The following is a 14,407-nucleotide window of genomic DNA, read 5'->3' as shown; positions in this document are numbered from 1 at the left end:
CATGTGGGATGTGTTGTTCGCGAACGTGCACCTGGCCACGATGGCGTCGATGGCCGATGGTTATGGTGAAATCCGCGATGCCGCCATCGCCGTCAAGGATGGCAAGATCGCGTGGCTGGGGCCAAGGACCGAACTGCCGCAAGGCGCGCTGGCTGTCACCGTGCATGATGGCGGCGGCTGCTGGCTGACGCCTGGCCTGATCGACTGCCACACCCACATCGTCCACGCGGGCAACCGCAGCGACGAATTCGAGGCGCGTCTGAATGGCGCCACCTACGAGGACATCGCGCGCGCCGGCGGCGGCATCATGTCCACCGTGCGCGCCACCCGCGCCGCATCGGAGGACGAGCTGCTGCGGCAAAGCCTGCCGCGCGTGTGCAGCCTGCTGGCCGAAGGCGTGACCACGCTGGAGATCAAATCCGGCTACGGCCTGACGCTGGAATCGGAAGCGAACATGCTGCGCGTGGCGCGCCGCATCGGCCGTCAGCTGCCGGTCAGCGTGGCCGCCACTTTCCTCGGCGCGCACGCCTTGCCGCCGGAGTTTGCGGGCCGCGCCGACGACTACATCACCGAAGTCTGCGCGATGATCGCGCCGCTGGCCGCCGAAGGCCTGGTCGACGCGGTGGACGCCTTCTGCGAACGCATCGGCTTCTCGCACGAGCAGACGGAGCGCGTGTTCCAGGCCGCGCGCGCGCAGGGCCTGCCGGTCAAGCTGCATGCGGAGCAGCTGTCCGACCAGCGTGGCGCCGAGCTGGTGGCGCGCTATCACGGCCTGTCCGCCGACCATCTCGAACACCTGACCGAAGCCGGCATCGCTGCGATGGCCGCCGCCGGGACCGTGGCGGTGCTGCTGCCCGGCGCCTACTACTTCCTGCGCGATACCACGCCGCCGCCGGTGGCCGCGTTGCGCGCGGCCGGCGTGCCGATGGCGGTGGCCACCGACTGCAATCCCGGCACCTCGCCGATGACGTCCCTGCTGCTGGCGATGAACATGGTCTGCACCTTGTGGCGACTGACGCCGCTGGAGGCGCTGGCCGGCTGCACGCTGCACGCGGCGCGCGCGCTCGGCCGCGAACAGCAGATCGGCAGCCTGGAAGCGGGCAAGCGCGCCGACTTCGCGCTGTGGCGCATCGCCCGGCCGGCCGACCTGTCGTATGCGATCGGCCTCAATCCCTGCCGGGGCGTGGTCAATGGCGGCGTGTTGCGTTCACCGCAGGTTTAGAGGGCGCCCTCGGGAAATTCTGTTTCGTTAGTTGTTGTTTCGGTTACAGTACCGGGATGCCTCTTCCAACGTAACAGGATATCCATGTTTGTCATGAATGCTCTCCGCGCCGCCGTCCTGCTGACGCTCGGCGCGCAGGCGCTGGCCCAGGAGCCGGTGCCGCCCACGCCCGTTCCCCATGCGCCGGAAGTCCCGGTGGTCGCCACCACGCCTTTGCAGCCGGCCACCGCGCCGGTGCCTGTCGCGGCGGCGGCCGCAGCGCCCAGGCCTTTCGCGGACCTGGTGCGCGGCGCGGCGCACCTGCAAGGCTTCCTGAACCTGTACCAGAAAGAGGAGAAGGTCTGGATCGAGCTGCGGCCCGACCAGTTCGACCGTCCCATCTTCATGATCGTGAACATGCCGAACGGGATAGGCGAGCGCGGTATCTACGGCAGCCAGATGGGCATTAGCCAGGTGGTGGTGTTCCACCGCATCGGCAACCTGGTGCAGATGATCGCCAAGAATACCGAGTATGGCGCCAAGGCCGGCACGCCGCAGGCGCTGGCGGTGTCGCAGGCGTTCTCCGACAGCCTGGTGGCGATCGCGCCGGTGGCCAGCGGCCCGAATCCGCAGAACCACGCGATCCTGGTGGAGGCGAACATCCTGCTGTTCGGCGATATCCCAAGTTTTACGACGCGGCTGGAGGCGGCCTTCCGCATGCCGTATGTGATGGACGCGCGCAACAGCAGCTTCCTGACCATCCGCTCCGACGAGACCATGACCGGCTTCCAGGTCAACGCGCACTTCTTCGTGCCGCGCATCGCGGCGCCGCCGGCCGTGATGCCCACCACGCCGGTGCCGATCCCCATGCCGCCGACCACGTTGCCGGACCCGCGCAGCATGTTCCTGGGCTTCTACTACAGCTTCATGCCGCTGCCGGCGCAGCCCATGCATGGCCGCGTCGCGGACGACCGGGTCGGCCATTTCGTCAGCACGACCTACGACTATTCGGACGACGTGACGCCGACCACCTCGCGCCACGTCATCCAGCGCTGGCGCCTGGAGAAGCAGGACCCGGCGCAGGCGCTGTCGGAACCCAAGCAGCCCATCGTCTACTGGCTGGACGCGAACATCCCGGAGAAGTACCGCGAGTCGGTCAGGCAGGGCATCCTGGCGTGGAACGATGCGTTCGAACGCATCGGCTTCAAGAACGCCATCGTGGTCAAGCAGCAGACCGAGAAGGACCGCTTCGATACGATGGATGCGCGGCATGCGTCGGTGCGCTGGTTCGTCGGCAAGGACGTCGGCTTCGCCGTCGGGCCGACGCAGGTCGATCCGCGCAGCGGCGAGATCCTCGATGCCCACGTCGGCATGTCCGACATCTTCGCGCGCGGCGCGCGCCGCTTGATCGGCGAGGACGTCATGTCCACACAGGAGCCGTTGGCGATGCCGGGGCAGGAGGCGCGCTGCGACTACATGCACGAATCGGCGTCCGAGATGGGCTTCGCCATGGACCTGCTGGAAGTGCGCGGCGAACTGGAAATGGGCAGCCCCGAGGCGGATGCGGTCGCGCAAGCCTATGTGCGCTCGATGGTGATGCACGAGATCGGGCACACGCTGGGCCTGCGCCACAATTTCCGCTCGTCGACCATCTACAGCCTGAAGCAGTTGCAGGACCCCGAGTTCACGAAGAAGAACGGTCTGACCGGATCGGTGATGGACTACACGCCGTTCAACCTGTCGCTGAAGGGCGAGAAGCAGGGCGAGTACGTGACGTCGACGCTGGGCCCCTACGATTACTGGGCCATCGAGTACGCCTACAAGCCGATCGATCCGGCGCAGGAGAAAGAGGAGCTGGAGAAGATCGCCGGGCGCTCCAACGAACCGCTGCTGGCCTTCGGCACCGACCAGGATGCGGGCGGCTTCAATTCCGATCCCGACGTGAACGCGTTCGACCTGGGCAGCGATCCGCTGGCCTACTTCCAGCGCCGCCTGACGATCTCGCGCGAGCTGTGGGACCGTCTGCAAAGCCGCACGCTGAAGCCCGGCGAGAGTTATGAAACGCTGCGCCGCGGTTTCGACGATGGTTTCCAGCAGTTCGCGCGCACCCTGCCGGTGGTGGTGAAGTACGTGGGCGGCGTGACCTACCTGCGCGATCACGCAGGCACGGGCCGAGCCACCTTCACGCCGGTGCCGCTCCAGCGCCAGCGGGCCGCCTTGCAGATGCTGACCACCAGCTTGTTCAAGTCGGACAGCTTCCAGTTCTCGCCGGCGATGATCAGCCGCCTTGGCCCCGACCATTTCGAATGGCGCGGACGGGCCGACGTGTCGGTCAGCGGCCGCGTGCTGTCCTTGCAGGCCGGCGCGCTGGACCAGCTGATGTCCGACGCGGTGGCGGTGCGCCTGCTCGATTCGCAGGAAAAGCTGGATGACCGCAAGCAGGCGCTCAGCCTCGACGAGTTGTACACCACCGTGCAGGACGCGGTGTGGAGCGAGCTGAAAACCGGCAAGGACATCAACGGCATGCGCCGCAACCTGCAACGCGAGCATCTGAAGCGCATGACGACGATACTGCTGCGCGCATCGCCGCTCACGCCGGCCGACGCCCGCAGCCTGCAGCGCGAGAACGCGCTGGCGCTGCAACGCGATATCCGTGCCGCGATGGGCAAGCCGATGAGCCGCGAGGCCAAGGCCCACCTGTCGGAATCGTACGAGACGCTGAGCCAGGCCTTGAAGGCGTCCATGCTGCGCGCGGGCGCTTGATGGTAAGCTCTCTGGATTGACTATCATTTCGGAGAGCGTGTGCAAGGACGATTGCTTGTTTGGCTGGCCCTGTTGTTCGGCGGCGCGGCGTGCGCCGCCGCGCCGGGCGACACGCTGCACGTGGGTTCGAAGCGCTTCACCGAGTCCTACATCCTGGGCGAGGTGCTGACGCAGGCCGCCGCGCAGGCGTCGCCCGACACAAAGACTCAGCACCTGCAAGGCCTGGGCAATACCGCCATCGTCCTGGCGGCGCTGCAGGCCGGCCGCATCGACGTCTATCCCGAGTACCTCGGCACCATCGACCTGGAAATCCTCAAGCACGCGCAGGCCGCGCCGCTGGAGCAGATCCGCCGCGAGCTGGCGGCCATGGGGCTGGGCGTGGCGGTGCCGCTGGGCTTCAACAACACCTACGCGCTGGCGGTGCGCGGCGGCGCCGACGGCGTGACGAAACTCAGCGAACTGGCGGCGCAGCCGGCGCTGCGTTTCGGCCTGTCGCACGAATTCATCGGCCGCGCGGACGGCTGGCCGGGACTGTCCAGGCGCTACGGCCTGCCGCAACGGCCGGAGGGCCTGGACCACGGCATCGCCTACGAGGCGCTGATGCAGCGCCAGGTCGACGTGATCGACATCTACTCCACCGACGCCAAGATCCGCCAGTACGGCCTGCGCGTGCTGGACGACGACCGCGCCTATTTCCCGCGCTACGACGCGATGCTGCTGTATCGCCTCGACACGCCGGCGCGCTTCCCTGCCGCGTGGAAGGCGATCGCGCAACTGGAGGGCCGCATCAGCGCCACCGACATGATCGCGATGAACGCCGCCGCCGAAATCGACGGCCAGAGTTTCGCCAACGTGGCGCGCGGCTGGCTCACAGCGCAGCAGCCGCAGGCCGCCGGCGCCGGCAAGGCCGTGCAGGCGCCGATGGTGCGCGATGGCCTGCTGGCCAAGATCTTCGACAAGAACCTGTGGCCGCTGACGCGCCAGCATCTGACGCTGGTGCTGGCGGCGGTGCTGCTGGCGTGCGTGGTCGGCATTCCGCTGGGCGTGCTGGCGGCGGCGTTTCCGCGCCTGCGGCAGGTGGTGCTGGGCTTGACGGGCGTGCTGCAGACGGTGCCCTCGCTGGCCTTGCTGGCGCTGCTGATTCCCTTGCTGGGGATGATAGGCACGGTGCCGGCGCTGGCCGCGCTGGTGGTGTACGCGCTGCTGCCCATCGTGCGCAACACCTGCACCGGCTTGCTGCAGGTGCCGGCCGGCCTGCGGCTGGCGGCGCAGGCGCTGGGCCTGCGGCCGATGCAGCGGCTGGTACACATCGAATTGCCGCTGGCTTTGCCGGTGATTTTGGCCGGCGTGAAAACGGCGGCCGTGATGAGCGTGGGGACGGCGACCATCGCCGCCTTCATCGGCGCCGGCGGCTATGGTGAGCGCATCACCATCGGCTTGGCGCTGAACGATAACGATATGCTGCTGGCCGGCGCGATTCCAGCGGCGCTGCTGGCGTTGCTGACGCAGGCCGCGTTCGAGCTGCTCGAGCGGCTGGCCAGCCGCGCGCCGTCACAGCGAGTGTAGCTTGGAGCGCAGCAGCACCATCTCCTTGTGCAGCAGGCGCTCGGCGTGGAAATCGTTCTCGCGCTGGGCGGCGATGGCCTCCAGCGCGCGCATGTAGCGCTCCAGCCGGGCGCGCAGCCAGGCTTTGTAGACGGTGTTGACTAAGGGCGGCAATTTCGGCATGGCGGTCTCCTGCGAATGAAGGTCGACATTCATTCTGCAAGCTTGATGCCGCCAGGCCTTGTGCGATATCAAGCGCCTTGAGACATGTGCGTCAGCGCGTCGCCGGTGACGCGACAGATGCGCCATTCCGGCAGCAGCGAGGCGCCCATGCTTTCGTACAGCTTGATGGCGTTGCTGTTCCAGTCGAGCACCGACCATTCGAAGCGGCCGCAGTCGCGCTCCACCGCCAACTGCGCCAGCGCCACCAGCATCCGCTTGCCATAGCCTTTGCCGCGCCGGCTCTGCTTGACGTACAGGTCCTCCAGGTACAGACCCTTCTTGCACAGGAAGGTGGAGAAGTTGTGGAAGAACAGCGCGAAGGTGACGACCTCGCCGTCGGCCTCGCCGACCAGCGCTTCGCACACCGGCTTGTCGCAGAACAGGCTGTCGTGCAGCATGGCTTCGTTGGCGACGACCATGTGTTCGAGTTTTTCAAACACGGCCAGTTCGTAAATCATGCCGAAAATCGCGGCGACGTCTGCCGGCTGGGCCGGGCGTATGGTCAGGTCGGAGGTAGTCATCAGGCTTCCACAGTGCTTTCTTTGAGGACGGGGGTATCGGGTTGCAGCGCCCAGGCGACGCTGGACAGGCACAGTATCATGCCGGCCCATTCCAGCGCGCCAGGACGGAAATGTTCCAGCTGGATCGACAGCAGCACGGAGATGACGGGCGTGACCACGCCGATGTACACCGCCTTGTGCGAGCCGATGCGGTGGATCAGCGTGAAATAGGCGGCGAAGGCGATCACCGAGCCGAACAGCGACAGGTAGAGCAGCCCGCCCCAGTACGGCAGGCCGGATGGCATGCTGAACGACTGGCCGCTGACGACCACCCACAGCGCCACCAGCAGGCTGCCCCACAGCATCGACCAGGCCATGGTCAGCAGCACGTTGGACGATTGCTCGCGCACCTTGATCACGACCACATTGCCGACCGAGCTGGCGATGGTGGCGGTCAGCGCCAGGCCGAGGCCGAGCAAAAAGTGGCCGTTGCCGCCGGACAGGATCTCGCTCCAGGCGCCGCGGATCGACTGGAAGAACAGCAGCGATACGCCGCAGATGGCAAGCGCGCCAGCGGCCCAGGTGCGCCAGCGCAGCGGCGTGCCGAACGCGAGGTGGTTGAGGATGGGATTCCAGAACACCATCAGCGCGAACAGCACGGCGACCAGGCCGGAAACCAGGTATTGCTCGGAGGAGTAGGTGCAGATGTAGCTCAGGCCGAAGGTGGCGCAGCCTTGCAGGAACATCCAGCGCTGGGTGCGCCATGGCATCAGCAGCTTGTCGCCGCGCACCAGGCACCAGGCGAACAGCACCGCCGCCGACAGCGCGAAGCGGTACACGACGGACACGGCGGGCGCGACCTCGCCCAGCTGCAGCGTGATGGCGAAGAAAGTGGAGCCCCAGATCAGGCAGGCAATGGCGAACAGGAGTGGAGAGGACATCGAACGAGTATAGCCGCCCGGGCCATTCCTTGCCTAGCAGCCACGTTTTTGTTGCGACGCAACAGCATGACCACTAATTTGTTTCCGCTGTGTAAATTTTGAGCACTTTGTTGAAAATGCAAGTAAGATGGAATCACACATCACACACGGGAGGGCGGCATGAGCACCGCGCTGCAGATCAAAGTTGTCGGCTTGTTGGGCTATGTCGCGGTCAGCACCGCGCTGGTGCTGATGCTGGCCGGCGACGAAATGCAGAGCGCCGCCCAGACGCTGTTCGCCTTCGCCGGTTTCCACTAGTACGCCAGCTTCAGCCTGCGGTACAAAAAGCCCAGCACAAACAGCGGTCCGATCAACAGGAAGCGCAGGTCGTCGAAGAACGACGGTTTCTTGCCCTCGATCTTGTGGCCGATGAACTGGCCTATCCACGCCAGCACGAAGATCGCCAGCGACAGCGGCAGGATGGCCTTGTCCGGCAGGGCGGCCAGCAGGGCCAGCATCAGCGTGCTCATCAGCAGCATGCCCACCGCGAACGGCTTCGACAGCTTGAAGTAGTAGACCAGCGAGGCCAGCGTCACCGCCACCGCCAGCAGCGGATGCGCGGCCCACAGCAGCCCCAGCAGCGTGAACACGATGATGGGCACGCAGACGAAGTGGATCACCTCGTTGGTGGGGTTGAGATGGCTCTCGCTGTACTTGGCCAGCAGGGTATCGATGGTGCGCGCTTGCGACATGGGTGTCTCCCGGTTTTTTTAGTACGGTCGTGCCGTCGGCAAATTCTACACCCGAATCGCGGCGTGGCAACGCTTGGGTACAATGCGGCCATGACCGAGTGGCAGGAGGAAGTTTAATGACGCAGTATCCCGCGGGACGGATAGTCCTGGACACGATCGACAGCCGTCTGTTGGCGGGCAACGCGGCGGGCGATCCCGCGCGCAGGCAGCTGGCCGTCTACCTGCCGCCAGGTTATGACGAGGGCGCCGCGCGCTACCCCACCGTCTACGTGCTGGCCGGTTATGGCGGGCGCGGCCTCACCCTGCTGAACGATTCCGCCTGGGACGAGAACCTGCCCCAGCGTCTGGACCGGCTGATCGGGAGCGGGCACATGCGCCCGATGATCGTGGTGATGCCGGACTGCCTGACGCGCTACGGCGGCAGCCAGTACATCAACTCCAGCGCGACCGGGCGTTACGAAGACTATATCGCCGACGAAATCGTTGCCCATGTGGATGCGCGTTATCGCACGGTCGCCGCGCGCGACTGGCGCGCTGTGTCCGGCAAGAGCTCGGGTGGCTATGGGGCGCTGATGTTCGCGATGCGGCGTCCGGAGGTGTTCGGCCTTGCCGCGTCGCACAGCGGCGACCTGTACTTCGAGCTGTGCTACAAGCCGGCCTTTGCGCGCTGCCTGCCGGTGCTGGAGCGCCACGGCGGACTGACCGGCTTCGTGGAGCGGCTGCGTGACATTCGTCCGCGCGATCCCGGCTTTCACGCCACCATCAATACCGTTGCGATGGCGGCCTGCTATTCGCCGGACCCTGCCATGACGCCGGGCTTCGTGCTGCCGTTCGATACGCATACCGGCGAATTGCATGAGGCCGTATGGCAGCGCTGGCTGTCGTGGGATCCGGTGCACATCGCCGAGCGTCACGCCGATGCGCTGCGCAGCATGCGGCTGCTCTATCTGGACGCCGGTACGCTGGATGAATTCAACCTGCAATACGGGGCGCGCATCTTCACGCAGCGCTTGCGGGGCTTGGAGGTTCCGTTCGTGTACGAGGAATTTGTCGATAGCCACCTGAACATCCCGTATCGGTTTGACCGCTCCTTCCGCGCGATTTCCGAGGCGCTGCCGGACGGCGCATGATGGCCAACGATGCTGATTTGGTTTCCCCCGCGCTGGCAGGCCTGGCGCCGGTGATCGACGCGCGCACGCGCATCCTGGTGCTGGGCAGCTTTCCCGGCGCCGCCTCGCTGGCGGCGCAGCAGTACTACGCGCATCCGCGCAATCTGCTGTGGCCGATTCTGTCGGCGTTGACGGGGGAGCCGCTGGCGCAGCTGCCGTACGACGAACGCTTGCCGCGCCTGTTGGCGCACGGCTTCGGCCTGTGGGATGTGCTGGGCGCCTGTGAGCGCGAGGGCAGCCTCGATTCGGCCATCCGCAAGCCCGCCGCCAACGACTTCGCCCGCCTGCGCGAGTTGTGTCCGCTGCTGGATACGGTGGGCTTCAACGGCCAGACCGCCGGCAAGTTCGCCCCGCAGTTCGCGGCAGAAGGTTATCGGACGGTGGTGCTGCCATCGACATCCCCCGCCCACGCCTCGCTTACCCTTGCGCAGAAACTGGAGAGGTGGCGCCTGTTAATTGATGGGTTGGACGGCCAAGCGTAAGCCCATGGCGCGCAGAACGGCGCGCAGTGTTTTCAGCGAAGGTGTACGATTTTCCGACACGGCGTGGTGGGTTATGCTGGGATTGGCGTCGGATTGACGAGCGATTTCCTGTATGTCGCCGAATGCATTGCTCAGATAGCGAAGCGCGAGCATCAGATCAACCTCGTCCCCGGTGGCCAAAACATCGTTCAGATATTCTGCCGCCAGTGCCGGGTCGTTCCGGAACATCTCGATGGTCGCTTCTTCATGAGGACGATCTGTTTTCTGCATGGCGTGTCTTCCTGTATCAGGGGCGCCTCATTCAGTGCGCGTTGATTGGCACCAGATCATACTGCGACATACCCGCTCATCAGCACAACCGCCCAGTCCTCGCGGCTGTTGGCGCGGGCCAGTTCGGCCATGGCGCGGTGGTCGTAGGGGACGGTGAGCAGTTGCGCGTGCCAGCGCTGTTCGCGCTGCTCGACGATGGCGTAGCGGGCGTCGGGCGAGCCGGTTTCGATGGCGTGCGGGTAGGGATGGTCGTCAACATAGGCCGGCTGGCCGACGCTGCCGGGATTGACGATCAGCTGTCCGCGCGCGCCGCGCACGCTGCGCGCCACGTGCGTGTGGCCGCAGGCGATCAGGCCGGCCTCGACCCGGCCCAGGCGCTGTTCGATCTCGGCGGCGCTGGCGTGGCGGTCGGCAGTTTCCAGCAGGCCGGTGATGTCGCTCGCCGGCGTGCCGTGGCACAGGAACACGTCCTCGTTCCATTGCAGCGTCGGCCGCAGCGTGGCGATCCAGGCCAGCTCGCGCGGCGTCAGTTGCGCGCGGGCGTAGGCGTCGGCCGCGCCGGAGCCGGGGTGCAGTTCGAGGATCTGCCGCTCGTGGTTGCCGGCCAGGTGGGTCCAGTCCCGCGCCATCAGGAAGCGCGCGGTTTCCAGCGGCAGCAGCGGGCCGGACAGGCTGTCGCCCAGGTTGACCACCGCGTCCACGCCCTGGCGGACGATGTCGGCCGCCACCGCTTCCAGCGCGGCCAGGTTGCCGTGGATGTCGGAGACGATGGCGATGCGCATGGCGGTCACTCCTCGAACGTGGCCAGCAAGCCGGCGGTGTCGACGATGGCGGCGTATTCGCCATCGAGGTTGGACAAGGCCATGTAGTGTACATCGTCGGCGCTGCGCGGCACGCCCGCGTAGTCGGTCTTGGCGTAGGCGTAGCAGGCGTCGGCCACCACCTGGGTGGCGAAGCCGAGGTTGCCGGCGCTGCGGGCGCTGGCCTCCACCGAGTTGTTGGTGCTCACGCCCGCCAGCACCACCGCGTCGATGCCGCGCACCCGCAGCCAGCGTTCCAGCCCGCTGTTGACGAAGCAGTCCGGGACATTCTTCTCCACCACGTGTTCATGCGCCAGCGGCGCCAGCCGGGGCTGGAACTCGGCGCCCGGCTGGCCAGGCCAGAACGGCGAGCCCGGCGTGCGCGACATGTGACGCACGTGGACCACCGGGGCGCCGGCCGCGCGCCAGGCGTCCAGCAGGGCGGCGATGTGGCGCTCGGCGTCGGGGTTGTTGCGTGCGCCGGCGGCGGGGCCGGCCATTCCTTGTTGCATGTCAATGATGATCAATGCCCGCATGATGTTTCCTTGTGTAAAAACAACCTCCCGCCGGGCGGCCGTGCTATGCGGCTTGCCTTGCCGGGGGAGCGTGGTTATGCTTGCCTTAAATATACTTTCTTTTAACACAGTTTTACCGGGGTACCGATCGCAGTTCAACTTAACTGGGGATAACATGGACAATCAGAAAATCGCCATCATCGGACTGGGCCGTATCGGTTCGGCCTTCTTGCGCAATATGCTGGGCCGCCGCGAGCGCGGCGTGGAGTTGGTGGCGGTGGCCGAAAGCGGCGACACCCCGGGCCGCCAGCTGGCGCTGGACGCCGGCCTGGCGGTGCGCACGCTGGACCAGATCGTCGCCCTGGGCGACGGCGTCGACATCCTGTTCGACCTGACCGGCATCCCGGCCGTGCGGCGCGAGATCCGCGAAAAACTGATGGCGATGGGCAATCACCACACGGTGATCGCCTCGGAAACCATCGCCCGCCTGATCTGGGCCATGACCACCGACGACGACCTGCCGGTGATCGCCGGCCGCAGCACCGGCTACTGAGCCGTCACGGCCCCACCGGCACGATGGTGGCCACGCCGTCGTCGGTGATGCCGATCAAAATCGTGCCGTCGCCCGACACCGCCAGCTGGCGCGGCAGCAGCTGCTTGCCGGTGCCGGCCAGCTTGAACTGGTTCAGCAGCTTGCCGCTGGTGTCGTACACCCACACATCGCTGGTGGAAGTTTTGACCGCGGCGCCGCAATAGATGCGGCCGTCGCTGCCCAGCTTGACGTTGTTGGGCGTGCCGTCGCCGGCCGCCAGGTAGCCCAGCACCCCCAGGTCGACCGGATTGAGGATGCTGCACAGCTTGGGCGTGCTGCTGGCGGTGTAGATGCGCGTGCCGTCCGCGCTGACCGCGATGTCCTGGCCCAGCGTGCCGGTGTTGGCGTGGCTGGCGGCCGCGATCCGGGCCGGGTACAGGGTGCCGCCGTTGAGCGCGCTGTAGTCCACGCTGAGCGTGGTGATCTGCACGGAGGCGCTGTTTTCCTGCTGCTGCAGCAGGCTCTTGCCGTCGCCGCTGGCGGCCAGCGGGCCGCCGCCGCTGAGCGGCAGGGTGAGGCGGGCGCCGTTCGTGGTCAGGTAGGCCGCGCCGGTGCTGAGCACCAGCATTTCCACGCCGTTCGGCCGGATCACCTTGAGGCGGGTGGAGGCGTCGGCGTCGACCGGCAGCTGGCTCACCACCGCCAGGGTGTTGAGGTCGATCGTGGCCAGCGTGCGGCTGCTCAGGTTCAGCAGGAACAGGTAGTCGCCGTTGGCGCTGGTGGCCATGTCGCCCAGGCTGGCGCCCAGGCCGGTGATCGAGCCGGTCTTCAGGCCGCTGTAGAGGTTGTAGATGTCGACGTAGGCGCCGCCGTTGTGCACGTAGGCGTAGGGCCGGATCGGGTCGGTGATCACGTTGCTGTAGGTGAGCACGCTGCTGACGTTGCTCACCGGCGTGTGCGTGCCTTTCCACAGCGCCACGCGGATCGGCTCGGGCGCGCTGGCGTCGGCGTCAAGCGGGGTCAGGGTGACGGTGGCGATGCTCAGGGTGTCCGGGCCCAGCGGCGTCGGGTCGGCCGTCAGGGTCAGTTTGTTGCCGCTGACGCCGGCCACCAGCCACGGCTGGCTGGAGGCGGCGCTCATGCCGCCGAAGCTGCCGTAGTTGTCCTGCACGGTCAGGGTGCGGGTCAGGCGGGTCCAGCCCGGCGAGCCGCTGAAGGCCACCCCGGTCTCGGACGGCAGCAGCTTGTGCTTGTCGCGGTTGATGTTGAGCAGCACCGGCGCCACCACCTGGTCGCCGTTGACGCGGGCGGTGGCGTTGACCAGCACGGAGCTGGCGCCGACCGGCGCGCCGATCGGCAGCGCCTTGAAGGCGGTCTTGCTGCCGGCCTGGTTGACGCTGCCGCTGGCGACGGTGGCGCTGGCCCAGGCCGGCAGTGTGCCCAGCGTCCACGGCCAGGAGTTGGTGGAGGTGTTCAGGCTCAGCGTCACGCTCGGGCTGGCGCTGAAGTCGCGCCCGTAGGTGCCGCCCAGCGTGATGCTGTTGACCGAGGCGCTCAGCGTGGCCGGCGTCAGGTTGAGCGTGACCGGCAGCTCGCGCGCCGGCAGGCCGGTGGCGCTGAGCGTGACGCTGCTGTTGTAGCTGGCGCTGGCCAGCGCGCCGACGGTGGGATCGACCGTCAGCACGGCGGTGGCGGGCGTCTTGCCGCTGGTCGGCGAGATGCGCAGCCAGCCGGCGTTGGCCACCGCGCTCCAGCTGGCGCTGCTCTTGTCGTCGGTGTCGAGCGGGATCACCTGGGTGGCGATCGGCGCGCCGTTGACGGCGTTGAAGACGACGCCGTTGGCGGTGACCAGGCCGCTCGGCTGCACCGACAGCGTGGCCGTCAGCGTGGCGCTCTGGCCGTCGCTGGCCAGCACGGTCAGCGTGGTGCTGTACTCGCCCACGGCCAGGCCGGCCGGGTCGAAGGCGGCGCTGAGCGTGCCGCTGCCGCTGCCGCTGGCCGGCGTGGGTTTGAGCCAGGCCGCGCCGCTGCTGGCGGTCCAGGTGCGGCCCTCGCCGCTGATGGCGATGCTGACCGGGGCCGGCGCCGCGCCGCCCAGGTGGGCGGTGGCGTTGAAGGCGACGGCCGGCGTGGCGCTGAAGGTCAGCTGGCCGGCCGGCACCACCTGCAGGTTGTAGGGCAGCAGCATGGGCGAGCCGGGGAACTGGCTGGCGCAGCCGCTGTCGCGGCACAGGCGCACGCTGAGGTTGCCGGTGTAGGTGCCGGCCGCCAGCGACGGCGCGGTCTGCAGCACGGCGTGGTACTGGGTGTCGCTGTCGCGGATCAGCTGGGCGGTCGGCAGCAGCACGCCGTTGCTGTCGACGATGCTGGCCACCACGGTGCCGGCGTTGGCGAAGTCGGACGGACGGGCCACGCTGGCGATGACGTTGAGGGTGAGCGAGGTGCCGGCGTTGACGGTGCCGCGCACGGTGGCGGGGTTGAAGCTGAGGGCGGGCGACACGGCCGGCGTGCCGGGGTCGGGCGCGGCGGCGCCGCCGCCTCCTCCTCCGCCGCATCCGGTCAACAGGGCGGCAAGCAACAGCGGGAGGAGGTAGACGGGTCTCAGCATGGCGGTATCCTTGGGGTGAGCACAGCTTGATTTACACATTTTACAATTGTTGCGTAGTTGCAACTATGTGTCAAGCTCCGGGGCGCGTTTGACGGCCGCGCCCCGGCCAGAATACCACCGCAGCGCGC

15 protein-coding genes are annotated in these 14,407 nt (G+C 67.3%); 7 read left to right on the top strand and 8 right to left on the bottom strand.

The window, feature by feature from the left end; translation table 11 throughout:
* Position 1: 1 nt before the first annotated feature.
* The 3 genes from hutI (at position 2) to ACUJB0_RS29960 (ending at position 5,530) form a co-directional block, all read left to right on the top strand.
* Positions 2-1,222: an imidazolonepropionase gene (gene hutI / locus ACUJB0_RS29970; RefSeq protein ID WP_444848451.1), complete on the top strand. Its 1,221-nt coding sequence runs from the start codon at positions 2-4 to the stop codon at positions 1,220-1,222.
* A gap of 93 nt (positions 1,223-1,315) precedes the next feature.
* Positions 1,316-3,964 (top strand): zinc-dependent metalloprotease, encoded by a 2,649-nt coding sequence (locus tag ACUJB0_RS29965; RefSeq protein WP_444848450.1) that lies wholly within the window; start codon positions 1,316-1,318, stop codon positions 3,962-3,964.
* Positions 3,965-4,003: 39 nt separating this feature from the next.
* Positions 4,004-5,530 (top strand): glycine betaine ABC transporter substrate-binding protein, encoded by a 1,527-nt coding sequence (locus tag ACUJB0_RS29960; protein WP_444848449.1) that lies wholly within the window; start codon positions 4,004-4,006, stop codon positions 5,528-5,530.
* On the opposite strand, the gene ACUJB0_RS29955 is transcribed toward ACUJB0_RS29960, so the two are convergent.
* The 3 genes from ACUJB0_RS29955 to ACUJB0_RS29945 form a co-directional block, all read right to left on the bottom strand.
* A complete protein-coding gene (locus tag ACUJB0_RS29955; RefSeq protein WP_444848448.1) occupies positions 5,516-5,692 on the bottom strand; it encodes a hypothetical protein in 177 nt (58 codons plus the stop codon). The two genes, ACUJB0_RS29960 and ACUJB0_RS29955, sit on opposite strands and share 15 nt — an antisense overlap.
* A gap of 68 nt (positions 5,693-5,760) precedes the next feature.
* A complete protein-coding gene (locus tag ACUJB0_RS29950) occupies positions 5,761-6,252 on the bottom strand; it encodes a GNAT family N-acetyltransferase (protein ID WP_161099485.1) in 492 nt (163 codons plus the stop codon).
* Positions 6,252-7,172, bottom strand: a complete 921-nt coding sequence (locus tag ACUJB0_RS29945) for a DMT family transporter (protein ID WP_161086742.1) — start codon at positions 7,170-7,172, stop codon at positions 6,252-6,254. Before ACUJB0_RS29945 ends, ACUJB0_RS29950 begins: the two co-directional genes overlap by 1 nt.
* A 159-nt stretch (positions 7,173-7,331) precedes the next feature.
* On the opposite strand from ACUJB0_RS29945, the gene ACUJB0_RS29940 reads away from it, so the two are divergent.
* A complete protein-coding gene (locus ACUJB0_RS29940) occupies positions 7,332-7,469 on the top strand; it encodes a hypothetical protein (RefSeq protein WP_444848447.1) in 138 nt (45 codons plus the stop codon).
* Here the strand turns inward: ACUJB0_RS29940 and ACUJB0_RS29935 are convergent.
* On the bottom strand, positions 7,466-7,903 hold the full coding sequence (locus tag ACUJB0_RS29935) for an Mpo1 family 2-hydroxy fatty acid dioxygenase (RefSeq protein ID WP_444848446.1): 438 nt from the start codon (positions 7,901-7,903) through the stop codon (positions 7,466-7,468). The genes ACUJB0_RS29940 and ACUJB0_RS29935 overlap by 4 nt on opposite strands.
* 116 nt (positions 7,904-8,019) lie before the next feature.
* Between ACUJB0_RS29935 and ACUJB0_RS29930 the strand changes: the two genes are divergently transcribed.
* Together ACUJB0_RS29930 and ACUJB0_RS29925 are read left to right on the top strand one after the other, a co-directional pair.
* The gene (locus ACUJB0_RS29930; RefSeq protein ID WP_444848445.1) at positions 8,020-9,033 is read left to right on the top strand and encodes an alpha/beta hydrolase; all 1,014 of its coding nucleotides are present in this window, start codon (positions 8,020-8,022) and stop codon (positions 9,031-9,033) included.
* Positions 9,033-9,554, top strand: a complete 522-nt coding sequence (locus ACUJB0_RS29925) for a DNA-deoxyinosine glycosylase (protein ID WP_444848462.1) — start codon at positions 9,033-9,035, stop codon at positions 9,552-9,554. The genes ACUJB0_RS29930 and ACUJB0_RS29925 overlap by 1 nt, the downstream gene beginning before the upstream one ends.
* Here the strand turns inward: ACUJB0_RS29925 and ACUJB0_RS29920 are convergent.
* The 3 genes from ACUJB0_RS29920 to ACUJB0_RS29910 are packed head-to-tail and all read right to left on the bottom strand — an operon-like array spanning position 9,525 to position 11,160.
* Positions 9,525-9,824, bottom strand: coding sequence for a helix-turn-helix domain-containing transcriptional regulator (locus ACUJB0_RS29920; protein ID WP_444848444.1), 300 nt, complete (start codon positions 9,822-9,824; stop codon positions 9,525-9,527). The genes ACUJB0_RS29925 and ACUJB0_RS29920 overlap by 30 nt on opposite strands.
* 56 nt (positions 9,825-9,880) lie before the next feature.
* Positions 9,881-10,606, bottom strand: a complete 726-nt coding sequence (locus tag ACUJB0_RS29915) for a metallophosphoesterase family protein (protein ID WP_444848443.1) — start codon at positions 10,604-10,606, stop codon at positions 9,881-9,883.
* 5 nt (positions 10,607-10,611) lie between these two features.
* On the bottom strand, positions 10,612-11,160 hold the full coding sequence (locus ACUJB0_RS29910) for a cysteine hydrolase family protein (protein WP_444848442.1): 549 nt from the start codon (positions 11,158-11,160) through the stop codon (positions 10,612-10,614).
* A 154-nt stretch (positions 11,161-11,314) separates the two neighbouring features.
* Here ACUJB0_RS29910 and ACUJB0_RS29905 point away from each other — a divergent pair, with 154 nt between their 5' ends.
* Positions 11,315-11,692, top strand: coding sequence for a Rossmann-fold NAD(P)-binding domain-containing protein (locus ACUJB0_RS29905; protein ID WP_117013911.1), 378 nt, complete (start codon positions 11,315-11,317; stop codon positions 11,690-11,692).
* Positions 11,693-11,696: 4 nt separating this feature from the next.
* Here ACUJB0_RS29905 and ACUJB0_RS29900 read toward each other — a convergent pair whose 3' ends face one another.
* On the bottom strand, positions 11,697-14,279 hold the full coding sequence (locus ACUJB0_RS29900) for a BACON domain-containing protein (RefSeq protein WP_444848441.1): 2,583 nt from the start codon (positions 14,277-14,279) through the stop codon (positions 11,697-11,699).
* Positions 14,280-14,407 lie beyond the last annotated feature (128 nt).

Source organism: Duganella caerulea, from assembly GCF_040362985.1.
GTDB lineage: Bacteria > Pseudomonadota > Gammaproteobacteria > Burkholderiales > Burkholderiaceae_D > Rugamonas > Rugamonas vulcania.
The sequence above is the reverse complement of the archived record's forward strand: the minus strand, read 5'-3'. Positions and strand labels throughout refer to the sequence as shown.

What these genes read in the sequence shown, in the direction of transcription:
- ACUJB0_RS29945 (WP_161086742.1), bottom strand. Translation starts at nt 7,172, where the DNA reads ATGTCCTCTCCACTCCTGTTCGCCATTGCCTGCCTGATCTGGGGCTCC.
- ACUJB0_RS29940 (WP_444848447.1), top strand. Translation starts at nt 7,332, where the DNA reads ATGAGCACCGCGCTGCAGATCAAAGTTGTCGGCTTGTTGGGCTATGTC.
- ACUJB0_RS29950 (WP_161099485.1), bottom strand. Translation starts at nt 6,252, where the DNA reads ATGACTACCTCCGACCTGACCATACGCCCGGCCCAGCCGGCAGACGTC.
- ACUJB0_RS29920 (WP_444848444.1), bottom strand. Translation starts at nt 9,824, where the DNA reads ATGCAGAAAACAGATCGTCCTCATGAAGAAGCGACCATCGAGATGTTC.
- ACUJB0_RS29965 (WP_444848450.1), top strand. Translation starts at nt 1,316, where the DNA reads ATGAATGCTCTCCGCGCCGCCGTCCTGCTGACGCTCGGCGCGCAGGCG.
- hutI (WP_444848451.1), top strand. Translation starts at nt 2, where the DNA reads ATGTGGGATGTGTTGTTCGCGAACGTGCACCTGGCCACGATGGCGTCG.
- ACUJB0_RS29915 (WP_444848443.1), bottom strand. Translation starts at nt 10,606, where the DNA reads ATGCGCATCGCCATCGTCTCCGACATCCACGGCAACCTGGCCGCGCTG.
- ACUJB0_RS29955 (WP_444848448.1), bottom strand. Translation starts at nt 5,692, where the DNA reads ATGCCGAAATTGCCGCCCTTAGTCAACACCGTCTACAAAGCCTGGCTG.
- ACUJB0_RS29905 (WP_117013911.1), top strand. Translation starts at nt 11,315, where the DNA reads ATGGACAATCAGAAAATCGCCATCATCGGACTGGGCCGTATCGGTTCG.
- ACUJB0_RS29925 (WP_444848462.1), top strand. Translation starts at nt 9,033, where the DNA reads ATGGCCAACGATGCTGATTTGGTTTCCCCCGCGCTGGCAGGCCTGGCG.
- ACUJB0_RS29935 (WP_444848446.1), bottom strand. Translation starts at nt 7,903, where the DNA reads ATGTCGCAAGCGCGCACCATCGATACCCTGCTGGCCAAGTACAGCGAG.
- ACUJB0_RS29900 (WP_444848441.1), bottom strand. Translation starts at nt 14,279, where the DNA reads ATGCTGAGACCCGTCTACCTCCTCCCGCTGTTGCTTGCCGCCCTGTTG.
- ACUJB0_RS29910 (WP_444848442.1), bottom strand. Translation starts at nt 11,160, where the DNA reads ATGCGGGCATTGATCATCATTGACATGCAACAAGGAATGGCCGGCCCC.
- ACUJB0_RS29930 (WP_444848445.1), top strand. Translation starts at nt 8,020, where the DNA reads ATGACGCAGTATCCCGCGGGACGGATAGTCCTGGACACGATCGACAGC.